Genomic DNA, 14,498 nt, shown 5'->3' on the forward strand with positions numbered 1-14,498 from the left:
AGGGCGCCCGGAGATCATCCGGGCGCCCTCCGCGTGTCCCGGCGCGGGACTTCAGGTGCGGCGGGCCAGACGGAGCGTGCGGTGGGCCGCCGTCACCACCGCCGCGTCGACGAAGGTGCCGTCCGGGAGGGCCTGGGCGCCCTGCTGCGCGGCCGCCGCCTTGAGCACGGTCTCCGCCTGTTCGACCTCCTCCTCGGTGGGCCGGTAGGCCCGCTCGATCACCGGCAGCTGGCGCGGATGGATCGCCGCGCGGCCCAGGAACCCCAGGGCACGGCCGTGGCGGCAGGAGGCCGCCAGGCCGTCCAGGTCCCGGGTGTCCGGGTGCACGGACTGGGCGGGCGGGGCCAGGCCCGCCGCCCGCGCGGCGACCACCACCCGGGAACGGCACCAGTCGAGGCCCGCGTCGTCGCGTACGCCCAGGTCGGCCCGTAGGTCCGCCTCGCCGAGGGCGATGCCGCGCAGGGACGGGTGGGCGGTGGCCACGGCATGGGCGCGTTCGATGCCGAGGGCCGTCTCCAGGAGGGCGTACAGGGGGAGGGCGCCGCCGTGCGCGGAGGCGGTCCGGCGCGCGACGCGCACCACGTCGGACGGGGAGCAGACCTTGGGCAGCCGCAGTCCGGACAGGCCGGGGGCCGGGACGACGGCCGCGAGGTCGGCGCGGGCCCACGGGCCGGACAGCGCGTTGACCCGGACGTGGACCGGCACCGGCTGGGGGTCGCGCAGCAGCTCGGCGGCGGCCTCGCGGGCGTAGGCCTTGCGGTCGGGCGCGACCGCGTCCTCCAGGTCGATCACCACGACGTCCGCCCCGGAGGCGAGCGCCTTCGCCACCACGGCGGGGCGGTCGCCGGGGACGTACAGCCAGGTCAGCGGGACGAACGTCATGTGGCGCCCTCCGCGCGCAGCGCCGCGAGGTCGTCCGGGGTGAGACCGAGCCCGGTCAGGACCTCCTCGGTGTCCGCGCCGTGCGGGCGGCCCGCCCAGCGGATCGCGCCCGGCGTGCCGGAGAGCCGGAAGAGGACGTTCTGCATCCGCAGCGGGCCCAGTTCCGGGTCGTCGACCGTGGTGATCGTGCCCAGCGCCTGGTACTGGGGGTCCGCCATGACGTCCCGCACGTCCTGGACGGGCGCGACGGCCGCCTCCGCCTTCTCGAAGGCGGCCAGCACGTCGGCGCGGGTGTGCCGGGCGATCCAGCCGCCGACCGCCTCGTCCAGCACGTCCGCGTGCCGGGCGCGGTCCTCGCCGGTGGCGAACCAGGGTTCGTCGATCAGATCGGGCCGTCCCACCAGCACCATCACGCGCTCGGCGATCGACTGGGCCGAGGTGGAGACGGCGACCCAGGTGCCGTCGGCGGTGCGGTAGGTGCCGCGCGGGGCGTTGTTCTGGGAGCGGTTGCCGGTGCGCGACTGGACGTGGCCGAGCTGGTCGTACCAGGTCGGCTGGGGTCCGAGGACGGTCAGGATCGGCTCGATCAGCGCCATGTCGACGACCTGGCCCTCGCCGGTGCGGTCCCGTCCGGCCAGCGCGGCCATGACCGCGTACGCGGTGGCCAGGCCCGCGATGGAGTCCGCCAGCCCGAACGGGGGCAGGGTCGGCGGCGCGTCCGGTTCGCCCGTGATCGCGGCGAAGCCGCTCATCGCCTCGGCGAGCGTGCCGAAGCCCGGACGGTGCGCGTAGGGGCCGAACTGGCCGAAGCCGGTGACCCGGGCCAGGACCAGACGCGGGTTGACGGCGGACAGCTCGGGCCAGCCCAGGTCCCACTTCTCCAGGGTGCCGGGGCGGAAGTTCTCGATGATCACGTCGGCGTCCTCGGCCAGGCGCAGCAGGGTGGCCCGTCCGCCCGGCGTGGACAGGTCGAGGGTGATGGTGCGCTTGTTGCGGCCGAGCACCTTCCACCACAGGCCGATGCCGTCCTTGGACGGGCCGTGGCCGCGGGAGGGGTCCGGTTTCCTCGGGTGCTCGACCTTGACGACCTCCGCGCCGAAGTCGCCGAGCAGGGTCGCGGCGAGCGGCCCGGCGAAGAGGGTGGCGAGGTCCAGGACGCGCAGGCCGGTCAGCGGGGGGCCGGCGGGCGTGGGGTGGCTCATGGGCGGGAGGCCTCCAGACGGGTCAGACGGGCCAGGGTGTCGAAGCCGGTGCCGTGGAAGTCGCCGACGGAGGTGGCCAGCCGGTTCTTCAGCGGGGCCGTCCAGCGTTCGGGCAGGGCGTCGGGCGAACCGGCGAGCAGGGCGGCGACGGAGCCGGCGGTCGCGCCGTTGGAGTCGGTGTCCCAGCCGCCGGAGACGGCACGGCAGACGGAGCCGGCGAAGTCGCCGTCGGCGTGGGTGAGGGCGGCGGCGATCAGGGCGGTGTTGGGGACGGCGTGCACCCAGTGGTGGGTGGCGGCGTAGGTGTCGTGCAGCAGGTCGACGACGGTGTCGAAGTCGGTGTGCTCGTGGGCCAGCCGGACGGCCCGGCGGACGGCCCGGGCGAGCCGGGAGCGGGGCGGGACGACCGTGAGGCCGGTGCGCAGACAGGCGTGGACGTCGGGGGCGCCGCCGGCCGCGGCGGCGATGACGGCGGCGGTGAACATCGCCGCGTAGACGCCGTTGGCGGTGTGGGTGAGGGTGGCGTCGCGGTGGGCCTGCCCGGCCGCCGCGGCCGGGTCGCCGGGGTTGGTCCAGCCGTGCACGTCGGCCCGGATGAGGGCGCCGATCCACTCGCGGAACGGGTTGTGGTGACGGGCGGTCAGCGGGGGTTCCAGACCGCCGAGGAGGTTGCGGTAGGCGACCCGCTCGGCGGTGAAGGTGCGGCCGGCGGGGAGTTCGTCGAGCCAGACGCGGGCCACGTCGGTGGTGGTGAAGGCCCGGCCGTGCCGCTGGAGGACGAGCAGGCCCAGCAGGGGGTAGTTGAGGTCGTCGTCCTCGGGCATGCCGTCGATGTTCTCGGCGAGGGAGGTGCCCGCGGAGCGGCGGTTCCACGGGTGGCGGGCGAGGAGTTCGCCGGGGACGCCACGGGCGGTGAAGTACCCGGTCAGGGGCCAGTTCCCGGAGGCCCGGGCGAGGCCGCGGATGGCGTCGAGGGGGAGCTTCTCGACCGGTTTGCCCAGCAGGCAGCCCACGGCCCGGCCCAGCCAGGCGGCTTCCAGGCGTCGGGGGTCCGGCGGGGGCGGGCGGTGCTCGGGGGGACGGGGCCAGTCGGGGCACAGGGCCCGGATCGCGGCCGGGTCGGTCGGTTCGTCGTCCGCGAACGCGCCGGGCAGGTCGGACAGTTCGTCCAGCAGGTCGGTGGCCAGCAGCCGGAGGTAGCGGGACGCCGGCCGGTCGGACGCGCCCGCGGTGAGCGGGGCCTCGGGGCCGCCCGCCGCGCGCCAGCGGGCGGCGATCACCGAGGTCTCACGGCCGTCCAGGGCCGCCTGACGCAGTTCGTGGCCGATCAGGTCCTCCGGCTGGACCCAGGTCAGCCGGAGCATGCCGGGCCTTCCAGCCGGGCGAACGCCTCCTCGTGGGCGCGGCGGCGCCGGACGTCGCGGGCGAAGACCTCGCGGGTCACGGCGGTCAGTGTGGCCGCCGGTTCCCACAGGTCGAGACGGCTGGCCTCCGCCACCGTCTTGGACCAGTCCCGGGGGACGGGGGAGCCGAGGGCGCCGGTCACCGCCCCGGCCATCGTGGCGATGGAGTCGCAGTCGCGGCCGTAGTTCACCGCGCCCAGCACCGCGTGCCGGAAGTCGCCGCCGGCCACCACCACCATGCCCAGCGCGACCGGGAGTTCCTCGATGGCGTGCAGCCGGGACGGGCGCCGGGCACCCAGGGACGGGGAACGGTAGTCGGGGCCCACGGTGTCGTACGGCGTCACCGCCTCCCGCAGCGGGCCGAGCGCCGACTCGAAGTCCGTGTACCGCGCGGCCGTTGCGCAGACCTTCTCGATCGCCGCACGCGTGCCGTCCTTCGCCAGCGACAGACACGCGGCGACCACCGAGTCCGCCGTCGCCCCCGGCGCGCACGCCGCCGCCACGGCCGCCGCGAACACCCCGGCCGCCTCCCTGCCGTACGACGACTGGTGGGCGCCCGCCACGTCCAGCGCCTCGGCGTAGGCGGCGGCCGGGTGGGCGGCGTTGACCAGGCCGACCGGGGCCATGTACATCGCGGCACCGCAGTTGACGATGTTGCCGGTGCCCGCCTCGCGCGGGTCGACGTGACCGTAGTGCAGCCGCGCCACCAGCCACTTCTCCGCGAGGAAGATCCGGTGCAGGGGAAGCGCCTCCGCCTCCAGCTCGGGGATCCAGCGCGGGTGGGTCATCAGGTCCGGCACCAGGTGGTCGGCGACCGCGTAGGCGTCCAGGTGGTCGCGGACCGTCGCGTACACCCGGACCAGCGCGTGGGTCATCAGGGTGTCGTCGGTGACGTGGCCGTCGCCCTTGTGGTAAGGGGCGATGGGGCGGGCGGTGCGCCAGTCGTCGCCGTTCCACGGGCCGACGACACCGTGCACGCGTCCGCCGTGCCGCTCGGCGATCTGCTCGGGGGAGTAACCCTCGACCGGTCCGCCGAGGGCGTCGCCGACGGCCGCCCCCACCAGGGCTCCGGTGATCCGCTCGTCCAGGGGGAGACCCCCGTCGTCGTTTTCGTCCTTTTCGCGCGTCATGAGCGAATCATCCTCCGGGTGGGGCCGGTTGTGCGGCTTCCAGGAGTCCGGCGAGTTCCACCAGGTCGGTGCCGGTGAGCCGGGGGAGGACGCAGCCGGAGAGGGTGCGGCAGCTCTCCCTCCAGGACTCCGGGATCGCCGCCGCGCCGCCCAGCGCGCCGGTGAGGGCGCCGACGAGCGCCGGCGCGGAGTCCGCCACCCGGGACAGACAGGCCGCCGCGGGCACCGCCTCCGCGATCCGGCCGCGGGCGGCGGTGGCCAGGGCGAGGGCGACGGGCACGGTCTCGGCGGCGGCGATGCCGTAGCTGTAGACGTGGTCGACGATCTGGTGCTCCAGCGGCGGGACGAGGGCGAAGGCGCCGTCGGCGTCCGCCGCCAGCTTCAGGGCGTGCCGGGCGTTGCGGCCGATCTCCGTGTCCTCGGGCAGCTCGGCGCAGGCGGCGGCCACGCAGTCGTCCGCGTCCGCCCCGGCCAGCGCGAGGGAGACGGCGGCGGCCATGGCGCGGGCGCCGTGCACGCCGTCGCCGTCCTGGGTGTAGCGGGCGTCGAACTCGGCGAGATCGGCGGCGCCCCGGGGGTCGCCGGGGTGGGCCACGGCCAGGACACAGGCCCGTACGCAGGCGGCGTCGTCGAAGTAGTGCGGGTTGTCGTGGCCGGTGGCGGGCGGGCGCAGACCGGTGGCCAGGTTGCCGAGACCGGCCCGTACGGAGATGCGGGCGCGCAGGGGGAGCACGGCGGACTCGGTCTCGGGGGCGCGTGCGGTGGCCGCGGCGACCTCGGCGGCCACGGAGTTCCAGGTCAGGTCGAGGGCGGCGCGGGTGCGGCGCTCCCGGCTCAGGTCGCCGAGCGCGGTGTCGTCGCCGGCCCGCAGCACCGCCTCGGCGGCGAACGCCGCCCACTCCGCGTCGTCGGAGGGGCCGAGGCGGAGCGGTTCGGGGGGCTGGTTGAGGGCGATCGGTACGGGGAGGGTGGTGGTCGCGTTCTGCTCGGCGAAGGTGTCCAGCTCGCGGGTGAGGCGGCGGGTCCACTCGGGCATGCGGACGGCGCGGTGGCGGGCGGCGGGCCAGCCGGCGGCGTCGCCCGCGGCGAGGCCGAGGAGGAGGCCCTCGATACGGGTACGGGCCGGTGTGTGCGGTCGCCGGTGCGGTGCGGGGGGTCCGGGCTCGGCTTCGCCGTCGGCCGGGGCGGTCCCCTCCGCACCACCTGTGCGGCTTTCGTGGTCGGGTGCGGGTGGGTGCTGTGCGGGGGTGGGGGGTGGGGCGCCGTCCGTGGGGGTTGGTGCGGGCGGGGGTGGGTCGAGGGTGGGCTCGGGGCCGGTCGTGGGGGTGGGCGGGGCCTGGGTGTGGGGGGTCATGTGACGGTCTCCGTTGGGTCGGCCGGGGGCCGGGTGAAGGTGTGCGGGGCCGGGGCGCCGGCTCGTGGGGGTGGCTCGCCCGGTGTCAGGAGGTCCGCGACGCGCAGGACGTGGTGGCCCGCCATCGCCGGCAGGCAGGTGCCGCGGGCCGGGGCGATGGCGGCCGCCCAGGGCTCCGGGATCGCGTCCACCCCCTGGGTCGCCCCCGCCAGCGCGCCCGCCACCGCCGCCGTGGTGTCGGCGTCGCGCCCCATGTTGACGGCCGTCAGCACCGCCTGCTCGAAGTCCCCGTCGGCCGCCGCGTACGCCCCGAAGGCGAGGGCGACCGCCTCGGGGGCCAGGTCGGTCCACGGGTAGCCGCCGATCACCACCGCGGCGCGGACCGCGCGTTCGCCGAGGTGGGCCGCGGTGACGGCGCGGCGCAGTGAGCGGGCGGTCCAGGAGTCGTCCGGGACCACCGCCAGCGCCGAGGCCACGACCGCGACCACCGGCGCCCCGGCCATCGCCGCCGCGACACCCGCCGCGACCGCCTGGCCGCCGTAGATGCCCTCGCCGTCGTGGCTGACCGAGCCGTCGACCGCCGCCAGCCGGGCCGCCTCGTCGGGACGCCCGGCCGCGAACACCCCGTGGGGCGCCGCCCGCATCGCCAGCCCGTCGCTCCAGGCGTGCCGGTGCTGGGCGGAGATCGGCGCGGCCAGGCCCCGGCGCAGGTTCTCCAGCGTGCCGCGCTCGCTGAAGCCGGCGCCCCGGAAGGGGCCCTCCGCGCGGTCGGCGATCAGCTCGTGCCAGGCGGCCTCCACGTGCGCCGGGGTGAGCGCGGAGCCGTGCCGGGCCAGCAGCAGACCGGAGAAGATCGCGTACTCGGTGTCGTCCGTGCCCGCCGGGTGGTCCGTCACGTAGCCCGTGATGCGGCCCCACCGCGCGCGGATCTCGGAGGGCTTCATGTTCTCGGCCGGGGCGCCCAGCGCGTCGCCGACGGCGAGGCCGAGCAGCGCGCCGCGCGCCCGCTCGCGGAGCCCGAGGGCGTCCCCGGGCGCGGGGACGGAGGGGATGCGGGCGGTCGATGCCATGCGCGGCTCTCCTCTCAGGTGCGCCCCGAGAGGCGCGGCCCCCTTTGCGGAACTGTCCCCGGTGCGGCGTCCGGCGCAGCCTCACCGGCCTCAGCGTCACCCGGTCGACATCTGTGCGCCCATCTACACAAACGAGCAGAACCCGCAAAACCGCAGGTTAGCCCAGCCTTTCCTTGCTGGCGGCGGGGAATGCGGGGACGTAGATTGAGTGTTGTCAAGAAGTAGAACGTGTCCAAACTAGTGCCGTGGGGGAACACGCATGGCCATCATCGAGACCGAGGCGGCGCTGCACGAGGCGCACCGCGACAACCACACGCACCGGGACGTGAACGGCGGCTGGCTGCGCCCCGCGGTCTTCGGCGCGATGGACGGACTGGTCTCCAACCTCGCCCTGATGACGGGTGTCGCGGGCGGGGCGGTCGGTCAGCAGACCGTCGTCCTCACGGGCCTCGCCGGCCTGGCCGCCGGTGCCTTCTCGATGGCGGCCGGGGAGTACACCTCCGTCGCCTCCCAGCGCGAGCTGGTCGAGGCCGAGCTCGACGTCGAGCGGCGCGAGCTGCGCAAGCACCCCAAGGACGAGGAGGCCGAGCTCGCCGCGCTCTACGAGGCCCGCGGCGTCGAGCCCCACCTGGCCCGCGAGGTCGCCCGGCAGCTGTCCCGGGACCCCGAGCAGGCCCTGGAGATCCACGCCCGCGAGGAGCTGGGCATCGACCCCGGCGACCTGCCCTCGCCCACCGTCGCCGCCGTGTCCAGCTTCGGCTCCTTCGCGCTGGGCGCCCTGCTGCCCGTACTGCCCTACCTGCTCGGCGCGGGCAGTCTGTGGCCGGCCGTGCTGCTGGCGCTGCTCGGGCTGTTCCTGTGCGGTGCGGTGGTGGCCAGGGTGACGGCGCGCAGCTGGTGGTACAGCGGACTGCGGCAGCTCGCCCTCGGTGGCGCGGCCGCCGGTGTGACGTACGCCCTGGGCGCGCTGTTCGGTACGGCCGTAGGATGATGCGTAGCGCACTTATGCGTTGGGCCGCATAAGTAGTCGTTACTTGCTGGTTTCGACGGCATGACCACTGGGCATGAGCCGTAAGCGCTGTGGGCAATGAGGCCGACGGCGTGCCCGCGGGACGGGCGAAGGAGCCGGATCCCGCCATCGGACCGACGGACATCGATCTGTCCGGCCAGGTCCCCATAGCTTCCACCGCCAGGCGCGGAACCCCGCCGCGATCCGTGTGGTGTCCGCATGTCGGAACGGGTTATCCCGGTTCCCGAGAACCGCTCCATCATGTAACCTGCACGAAATTTTGCACTCACGCAGAGGGCCAACGTCGTCCCTCGGCACTTGCACATGCCACATGACGACGACGGGAGAGCCGATGCGTACGCCGCGCCAGCCGTCCCAGCATTCCTCGAACGACCGCCTGAGCTGGTCTTTCATGGATGCTCGCCCTGCTGCGCAGGGTATGTACGACCCCCGCAACGAGCACGACGCCTGCGGCGTCGGCTTCGTCGCCACCCTGACCGGCGAGGCGTCCCACACCTTGGTCGAGCAGGCCCTCACCGTTCTGCGCAACCTCGAACACCGCGGTGCGACCGGCTCCGAGCCGGACTCCGGCGACGGCGCCGGAATCCTCTCCCAGGTCCCCGACGCGTTCTTCCGCGAGGTGGCCGGATTTGAACTGCCCGAGGCGGGCGGCTACGCCGTCGGCATCGCCTTCCTGCCGGAGCACGGCACCGAGGACGCCGTCGCCCGGATCGAGGAGATCGCCGCCGCCGAGGACCTGACCGTCCTCGGCTGGCGCGAGGTGCCGGTCGCGCCCGAACTGCTCGGCGCCACCGCCCGCTCGACCATGCCGGTCTTCCGGCAGATCTTCGTCGCCGCCGGCGACAGCCGGGGCATCGACCTCGACCGCAGGGCGTTCGTGCTGCGCAAGCGCGCCGAGCGCGAGGTGGGCGTCTACTTCCCGTCGCTGTCCGCGCGGACCGTCGTCTACAAGGGCATGCTGACCACCGGCCAGCTCGAACCCTTCTTCCCGGACCTGTCCGACCGCCGCTTCGGCTCCGCGATCGCGTTGGTGCACTCCCGGTTCTCCACGAACACCTTCCCGTCGTGGCCGCTCGCGCACCCCTACCGCTTCGTCGCCCACAACGGTGAGATCAACACCGTCAAGGGCAACCGCAACTGGATGCGCGCCCGCGAGTCCCAGCTCGCCTCCGAGCTCATCGGCAGCGGCAGCGACCTCGAGCGGATCTTCCCGATCTGCACGCCCGACGCCTCCGACTCGGCGTCCTTCGACGAGGTCCTGGAACTGCTGCACCTGGGCGGGCGCTCGCTGCCGCACTCCGTGCTGATGATGATCCCGGAGGCGTGGGAGAACCACGACTCCATGGACCCGGCCCGGCGCGCCTTCTACCAGTACCACTCCACGATGATGGAGCCCTGGGACGGCCCCGCCTGCGTCACCTTCACCGACGGCACCCAGGTCGGCGCCGTGCTCGACCGCAACGGCCTGCGCCCCGGCCGCTACTGGGTCACCGACGACGGCCTGGTCGTCCTCGGCTCCGAGGTCGGCGTCCTCGACATCGACCCGGCGAAGGTCGTCCGCAAGGGCCGCCTCCAGCCCGGCCGCATGTTCCTGGTGGACACCGCCGAGCACCGCATCATCGAGGACGACGAGATCAAGGCCCGGCTCGCCGCCGAACACCCCTACCCGGAGTGGCTCGAGGCCGGCGAGATCGAGCTGTCCGACCTGCCCGAGCGCGAGCACATCGTGCACACCCACGCCTCGGTCACCCGCCGCCAGCAGACCTTCGGCTACACCGAGGAGGAACTGCGCGTCCTCCTCGCGCCGATGGCCAAGGCCGGCGCCGAGCCGATCGGCTCCATGGGCACCGACTCGCCGATCGCCGCGCTGTCCGAGCGCCCGCGCCTGCTCTTCGACTACTTCACCCAGCTGTTCGCGCAGGTCACCAACCCGCCGCTGGACGCGATCCGCGAGGAACTGGTCACCTCGCTGCGCTCCTCGCTGGGCCCGCAGGGCAACCTCCTGGAGCCGACCGCCGCGGCCTGCCGCAGCGTCACCCTGCCCTTCCCGGTGATCGACAACGACGAGCTGGCCAAGCTCATCCACATCAACGCCGACGGCGACATGCCCGGCTTCAAGGCCGCGACCCTCTCCGGCCTGTACCGGGTCTCCGGCGGCGGCGAGGCCCTCGCCGCCCGCATCGAGGACATCTGCGCCGAGGCCGACGCCGCCATCGACAACGGCGCCCGCCTGATCGTCCTGTCCGACCGGCACTCCGACGCCGAGCACGCGCCGATCCCGTCGCTGCTGCTCACCGCGGCCGTCCACCACCACCTCATCCGCACCAAGCAGCGCACCCAGGTGGGCCTGCTGGTCGAGGCCGGCGACGTCCGCGAGGTCCACCACGTCGCCCTGCTGATCGGCTACGGTGCCGCCGCCGTCAACCCGTACCTGGCGATGGAGTCCGTCGAGGACCTGGTCCGCGCGGGCACCTTCCTGCCGGGCATCGAGCCCGAGCAGGCCATCCGCAACCTGATCCACGCCCTCGGCAAGGGCGTCCTGAAGGTCATGTCCAAGATGGGCATCTCGACGGTCGCCTCCTACCGGGGCGCCCAGGTCTTCGAGGCCGTCGGCCTCGACGACGGCTTCGTCGAGAAGTACTTCAACGGCACCGCCACCAAGATCGGCGGCGTCGGCATCGACGTCGTCGCCCAGGAGGTCGCCGCCCGCCACGCCAAGGCCTACCCGGCCTCCGGCATCGCTCCCGCGCACCGCGCGCTGGACATCGGCGGCGAGTACCAGTGGCGCCGCGAGGGCGAGCCGCACCTGTTCGACCCGGAGACGGTCTTCCGCCTCCAGCACTCCACGCGCGCCGGCAAGTACGACATCTTCAAGAAGTACACCGCCCGTGTGAACGAGCAGTCCGAGCGGCTGATGACGCTCCGCGGCCTCTTCGGCTTCAAGTCCGGCCGGGGACCGATCCCCATCGACGAGGTCGAGCCGGTCTCCGAGATCGTCAAGCGGTTCTCCACCGGCGCCATGTCGTACGGCTCCATCTCCCAGGAGGCGCACGAGACCCTCGCCATCGCCATGAACCAGCTGGGCGGCAAGTCCAACACCGGTGAGGGCGGCGAGGACCCGGAGCGCCTGTACGACCCGGCGCGCCGCTCCTCCATCAAGCAGGTCGCCTCCGGCCGCTTCGGTGTGACCTCCGAGTACCTGGTCAACTCCGACGACATCCAGATCAAGATGGCCCAGGGCGCCAAGCCCGGCGAGGGCGGCCAGCTGCCCGGCCACAAGGTCTACCCGTGGGTGGCGAAGACCCGGCACTCGACGCCGGGCGTCGGCCTCATCTCGCCGCCGCCGCACCACGACATCTACTCCATCGAGGACCTCGCCCAGCTGATCCACGACCTGAAGAACGCCAACCCCCAGGCGCGCATTCACGTCAAGCTGGTCTCCGAGGTCGGCGTCGGCACCGTCGCCGCGGGTGTCTCCAAGGCCCACGCGGACGTCGTGCTGATCTCCGGTCACGACGGCGGCACGGGTGCCTCCCCGCTGACCTCGCTGAAGCACGCGGGCGGCCCCTGGGAGCTCGGCCTGGCCGAGACCCAGCAGACGCTGCTGCTCAACGGCCTGCGCGACCGCATCGTCGTGCAGACCGACGGCCAGCTGAAGACCGGCCGCGACGTGGTCATCGCCGCGCTGCTGGGCGCCGAGGAGTTCGGTTTCGCGACCGCCCCGCTGGTCGTCTCCGGCTGCGTCATGATGCGCGTCTGCCACCTGGACACCTGCCCGGTCGGCATCGCCACCCAGAACCCGGTGCTGCGCGACCGGTTCTCCGGCAAGGCCGAGTACGTGGTGAACTTCTTCAAGTTCATCGCCGAGGAGGTCCGCGAGCTCCTCGCCGAGCTGGGCTTCCGCTCCATCGAGGAGGCCGTCGGCCACGCCGAGGTGCTCGACGTGACCCGCGCGGTGAACCACTGGAAGGCGCAGGGCCTGGAGCTGGAGCCGCTGTTCCACGTGCCCGAGCTGCCCGAGGGTGCCGTCCGCCACCAGGTCGTCGCCCAGGACCACGGTCTGGAGAAGGCGCTCGACAACGAGCTGATCAAGCTCGCCGCCGACGCGCTCGCCGCCTCCGGCGCCGAGGACGCCCAGCCGGTGCGCGCCCAGGTCGCCATCCGCAACATCAACCGCACGGTCGGCACCATGCTCGGCCACGAGGTGACCAAGAAGTTCGGCGGCGCCGGTCTGCCCGACGACACCATCGACATCACCTTCACCGGCTCCGCCGGCCAGTCCTTCGGCGCCTTCGTCCCGCGCGGCGTCACGCTGCGCCTGGAGGGCGACGCCAACGACTACGTCGGCAAGGGCCTGTCCGGAGGCCGGATCATCGTCCGCCCGGACCGCGGCGCCGACCACCTCGCCGAGTACTCGACCATCGCGGGCAACACCATCGCCTACGGTGCGACCGGCGGCGAGCTGTTCCTGCGCGGCCGTACCGGCGAGCGGTTCTGCGTGCGCAACTCCGGCGCGCTGGTCGTCTCCGAAGGCGTGGGCGACCACGGCTGCGAGTACATGACCGGCGGTCACGCGGTCGTCCTCGGCGAGACCGGACGCAACTTCGCGGCCGGCATGTCGGGCGGCACCGCCTACGTCATCGACCTCGACCGGAACAACGTCAACGCCGGCAACCTGGACGCCGTCGAGGCGCTGGACGAGGCCGACAAGCAGTGGCTGCACGGCGTGGTCCGCCGGCACCAGGAGGAGACGGGCTCCACCGTCGCCGAGAAGCTGCTCGCCGACTGGGACACGGCCGTGGAGCGCTTCAGCAAGATCATCCCCAGCACGTACAAGGCAGTGCTCGCCGCCAAGGACGCCGCCGAGCGAGCAGGTCTCTCCGAGACCGAGATCACCGAGAAGATGATGGAGGCGGCGATCAATGGCTGACCCGAAGGGCTTTCTGAACCACGGCCGCGAGGTCGCCACCTCCCGTCCGGTCGAAGAGCGCACGAAGGACTGGAACGAGGTCTACGTCCCCGGCTCCCTGCTGCCCATCATCAGCAAGCAGGCCAGCCGCTGCATGGACTGCGGCATCCCGTTCTGCCACAACGGCTGCCCGCTCGGGAACCTCATCCCCGAGTGGAACGACTACGCCTACCGCGAGGACTGGGGCGCGGCCTCCGAGCGCCTGCACGCCACCAACAACTTCCCGGAGTTCACGGGCCGGCTGTGCCCCGCTCCGTGCGAGTCGGCGTGTGTGCTGGGCATCAACCAGCCGCCGGTCACCATCAAGAACGTCGAGGTCTCGATCATCGACAAGGCGTGGGAGACCGGTGACGTCGCCCCGCAGATCCCCGAGCGCCTGTCCGGCAAGACGGTCGCCGTCGTCGGCTCGGGCCCCGCGGGCCTGGCCGCCGCCCAGCAGCTGACCCGGGCCGGCCACACGGTCGCCGTGTACGAGCGCGCCGACCGCATCGGCGGCCTGCTGCGCTACGGCATCCCCGAGTTCAAGATGGAGAAGCGGCACATCAACCGCCGTATCGAGCAGATGCGCGCGGAGGGCACCAAGTTCCGCACGGGCGTGGAGATCGGCCGCGACATGCCGGCCACCGCGCTGCGCAAGCGGTACGACGCCGTGGTCCTCGCCGTCGGCGCGACGACCGCGCGCGACCTGCCGGTGCCGGGCCGCGAGCTCAAGGGCATCCACCAGGCCATGGAGTACCTGCCCCTGGCCAACAAGGTGCAGGAGGGCGACTTCGTGGCGCCCCCGATCACCGCCGAGGGCAAGCACGTCGTCGTGATCGGCGGCGGTGACACCGGCGCGGACTGCGTGGGCACCGCCCACCGCCAGGGCGCGGCCTCCGTCACGCAGCTGGAGATCATGCCCCGCCCGAACGACGAGCGGAACCCGGTCTCCCAGCCCTGGCCGACCTTCCCGATGCTCTACAAGGTCACCAGCGCCCACGAGGAGGGCGGTGAGCGGGTCTACTCCGTCTCCACCACCCACTTCGAGGGCGACGAGGACGGCAACGTCCAGTGGCTGCACCTGACCGAGGTCGAGTTCGTCGACGGCAGGCTGACGCCGAAGCCGGGCACCGAGCGCAGGATCCCGGCCCAGCTGGTCACCCTCGCCATGGGCTTCACCGGCACCGACCGGGAGAACGGCATGGTCGACCAGTTCGGCCTGGACCTCGACGAGCGCGGTAACATCGCCCGCGACGCCGACTTCCAGACCAACGTGCCCGGCGTGTTCGTCGCCGGTGACGCCGGCCGCGGCCAGTCGCTCATCGTGTGGGCGATCGCCGAGGGCCGTTCGGCCGCCCGCGGCTGCGACCGCTTCCTCACCGGGGCGAGCGAGCTGCCGGCCCCGATCCGTCCGACGGACCGCGCCCTGGCGGTCTGACGGCCGGCACGACCGACAAGGTGACCTGACGGTCCCTCATA

The 14,498-nt window shown here is 73.5% G+C and carries 9 protein-coding genes; 3 read left to right on the forward strand and 6 right to left on the reverse strand.

Annotated elements, in window-relative coordinates; genetic code table 11:
* Nucleotides 1-51: 51 nt before the first annotated feature.
* From FHX78_RS26280 to FHX78_RS26305, 6 genes are read right to left on the reverse strand one after another with little or no spacing between them, the layout of a single operon-like run.
* Nucleotides 52-882, reverse strand: a complete 831-nt coding sequence (locus FHX78_RS26280) for an HpcH/HpaI aldolase/citrate lyase family protein (RefSeq protein ID WP_145869872.1) — start codon at nt 880-882, stop codon at nt 52-54.
* Complete coding sequence (locus FHX78_RS26285; RefSeq protein WP_145869873.1) at nt 879-2,084, reverse strand: CaiB/BaiF CoA transferase family protein; 1,206 nt, start codon at nt 2,082-2,084, stop codon at nt 879-881. The genes FHX78_RS26280 and FHX78_RS26285 overlap by 4 nt, the downstream gene beginning before the upstream one ends.
* Nucleotides 2,081-3,448: an ADP-ribosylglycohydrolase family protein gene (locus FHX78_RS26290; RefSeq protein ID WP_145869874.1), complete on the reverse strand. Its 1,368-nt coding sequence runs from the start codon at nt 3,446-3,448 to the stop codon at nt 2,081-2,083. Before FHX78_RS26290 ends, FHX78_RS26285 begins: the two co-directional genes overlap by 4 nt.
* On the reverse strand, nt 3,436-4,617 hold the full coding sequence (locus FHX78_RS26295) for an ADP-ribosylglycohydrolase family protein (RefSeq protein WP_145869875.1): 1,182 nt from the start codon (nt 4,615-4,617) through the stop codon (nt 3,436-3,438). The genes FHX78_RS26290 and FHX78_RS26295 overlap by 13 nt, the downstream gene beginning before the upstream one ends.
* Before the next feature lie 7 nt (nt 4,618-4,624).
* Nucleotides 4,625-5,971: an ADP-ribosylglycohydrolase family protein gene (locus FHX78_RS26300; RefSeq protein WP_229924095.1), complete on the reverse strand. Its 1,347-nt coding sequence runs from the start codon at nt 5,969-5,971 to the stop codon at nt 4,625-4,627.
* A complete protein-coding gene (locus FHX78_RS26305; protein WP_229924096.1) occupies nt 5,968-7,041 on the reverse strand; it encodes an ADP-ribosylglycohydrolase family protein in 1,074 nt (357 codons plus the stop codon). The genes FHX78_RS26300 and FHX78_RS26305 overlap by 4 nt, the downstream gene beginning before the upstream one ends.
* A gap of 259 nt (nt 7,042-7,300) precedes the next feature.
* On the opposite strand from FHX78_RS26305, the gene FHX78_RS26310 reads away from it, so the two are divergent.
* From FHX78_RS26310 to FHX78_RS26320, 3 genes are all read left to right on the forward strand, one after another.
* Entirely contained in the window at nt 7,301-8,032 is a 732-nt protein-coding gene (locus tag FHX78_RS26310) for a VIT1/CCC1 transporter family protein (RefSeq protein WP_145869876.1), read from the forward strand.
* 370 nt (nt 8,033-8,402) lie between these two features.
* Complete coding sequence (gltB, locus tag FHX78_RS26315; protein ID WP_145872168.1) at nt 8,403-13,001, forward strand: glutamate synthase large subunit; 4,599 nt, start codon at nt 8,403-8,405, stop codon at nt 12,999-13,001.
* Nucleotides 12,994-14,457 carry a glutamate synthase subunit beta gene (locus tag FHX78_RS26320; RefSeq protein ID WP_145869877.1) on the forward strand — a complete coding sequence of 488 codons (1,464 nt, stop codon included), beginning with the start codon at nt 12,994-12,996 and terminating at the stop codon, nt 14,455-14,457. Before gltB ends, FHX78_RS26320 begins: the two co-directional genes overlap by 8 nt.
* Nucleotides 14,458-14,498 lie beyond the last annotated feature (41 nt).

It is taken from the genome of Streptomyces capillispiralis (assembly GCF_007829875.1).
GTDB classification, from domain to species: Bacteria; Actinomycetota; Actinomycetes; order Streptomycetales; family Streptomycetaceae; genus Streptomyces; species Streptomyces capillispiralis.

What these genes read in the sequence shown, in the direction of transcription:
- gltB (WP_145872168.1), top strand. Translation starts at nt 8,403, where the DNA reads ATGCGTACGCCGCGCCAGCCGTCCCAGCATTCCTCGAACGACCGCCTG.
- FHX78_RS26285 (WP_145869873.1), bottom strand. Translation starts at nt 2,084, where the DNA reads ATGAGCCACCCCACGCCCGCCGGCCCCCCGCTGACCGGCCTGCGCGTC.
- FHX78_RS26295 (WP_145869875.1), bottom strand. Translation starts at nt 4,617, where the DNA reads ATGACGCGCGAAAAGGACGAAAACGACGACGGGGGTCTCCCCCTGGAC.
- FHX78_RS26310 (WP_145869876.1), top strand. Translation starts at nt 7,301, where the DNA reads ATGGCCATCATCGAGACCGAGGCGGCGCTGCACGAGGCGCACCGCGAC.
- FHX78_RS26300 (WP_229924095.1), bottom strand. Translation starts at nt 5,971, where the DNA reads ATGACCCCCCACACCCAGGCCCCGCCCACCCCCACGACCGGCCCCGAG.
- FHX78_RS26320 (WP_145869877.1), top strand. Translation starts at nt 12,994, where the DNA reads ATGGCTGACCCGAAGGGCTTTCTGAACCACGGCCGCGAGGTCGCCACC.
- FHX78_RS26290 (WP_145869874.1), bottom strand. Translation starts at nt 3,448, where the DNA reads ATGCTCCGGCTGACCTGGGTCCAGCCGGAGGACCTGATCGGCCACGAA.
- FHX78_RS26305 (WP_229924096.1), bottom strand. Translation starts at nt 7,041, where the DNA reads ATGGCATCGACCGCCCGCATCCCCTCCGTCCCCGCGCCCGGGGACGCC.
- FHX78_RS26280 (WP_145869872.1), bottom strand. Translation starts at nt 882, where the DNA reads ATGACGTTCGTCCCGCTGACCTGGCTGTACGTCCCCGGCGACCGCCCC.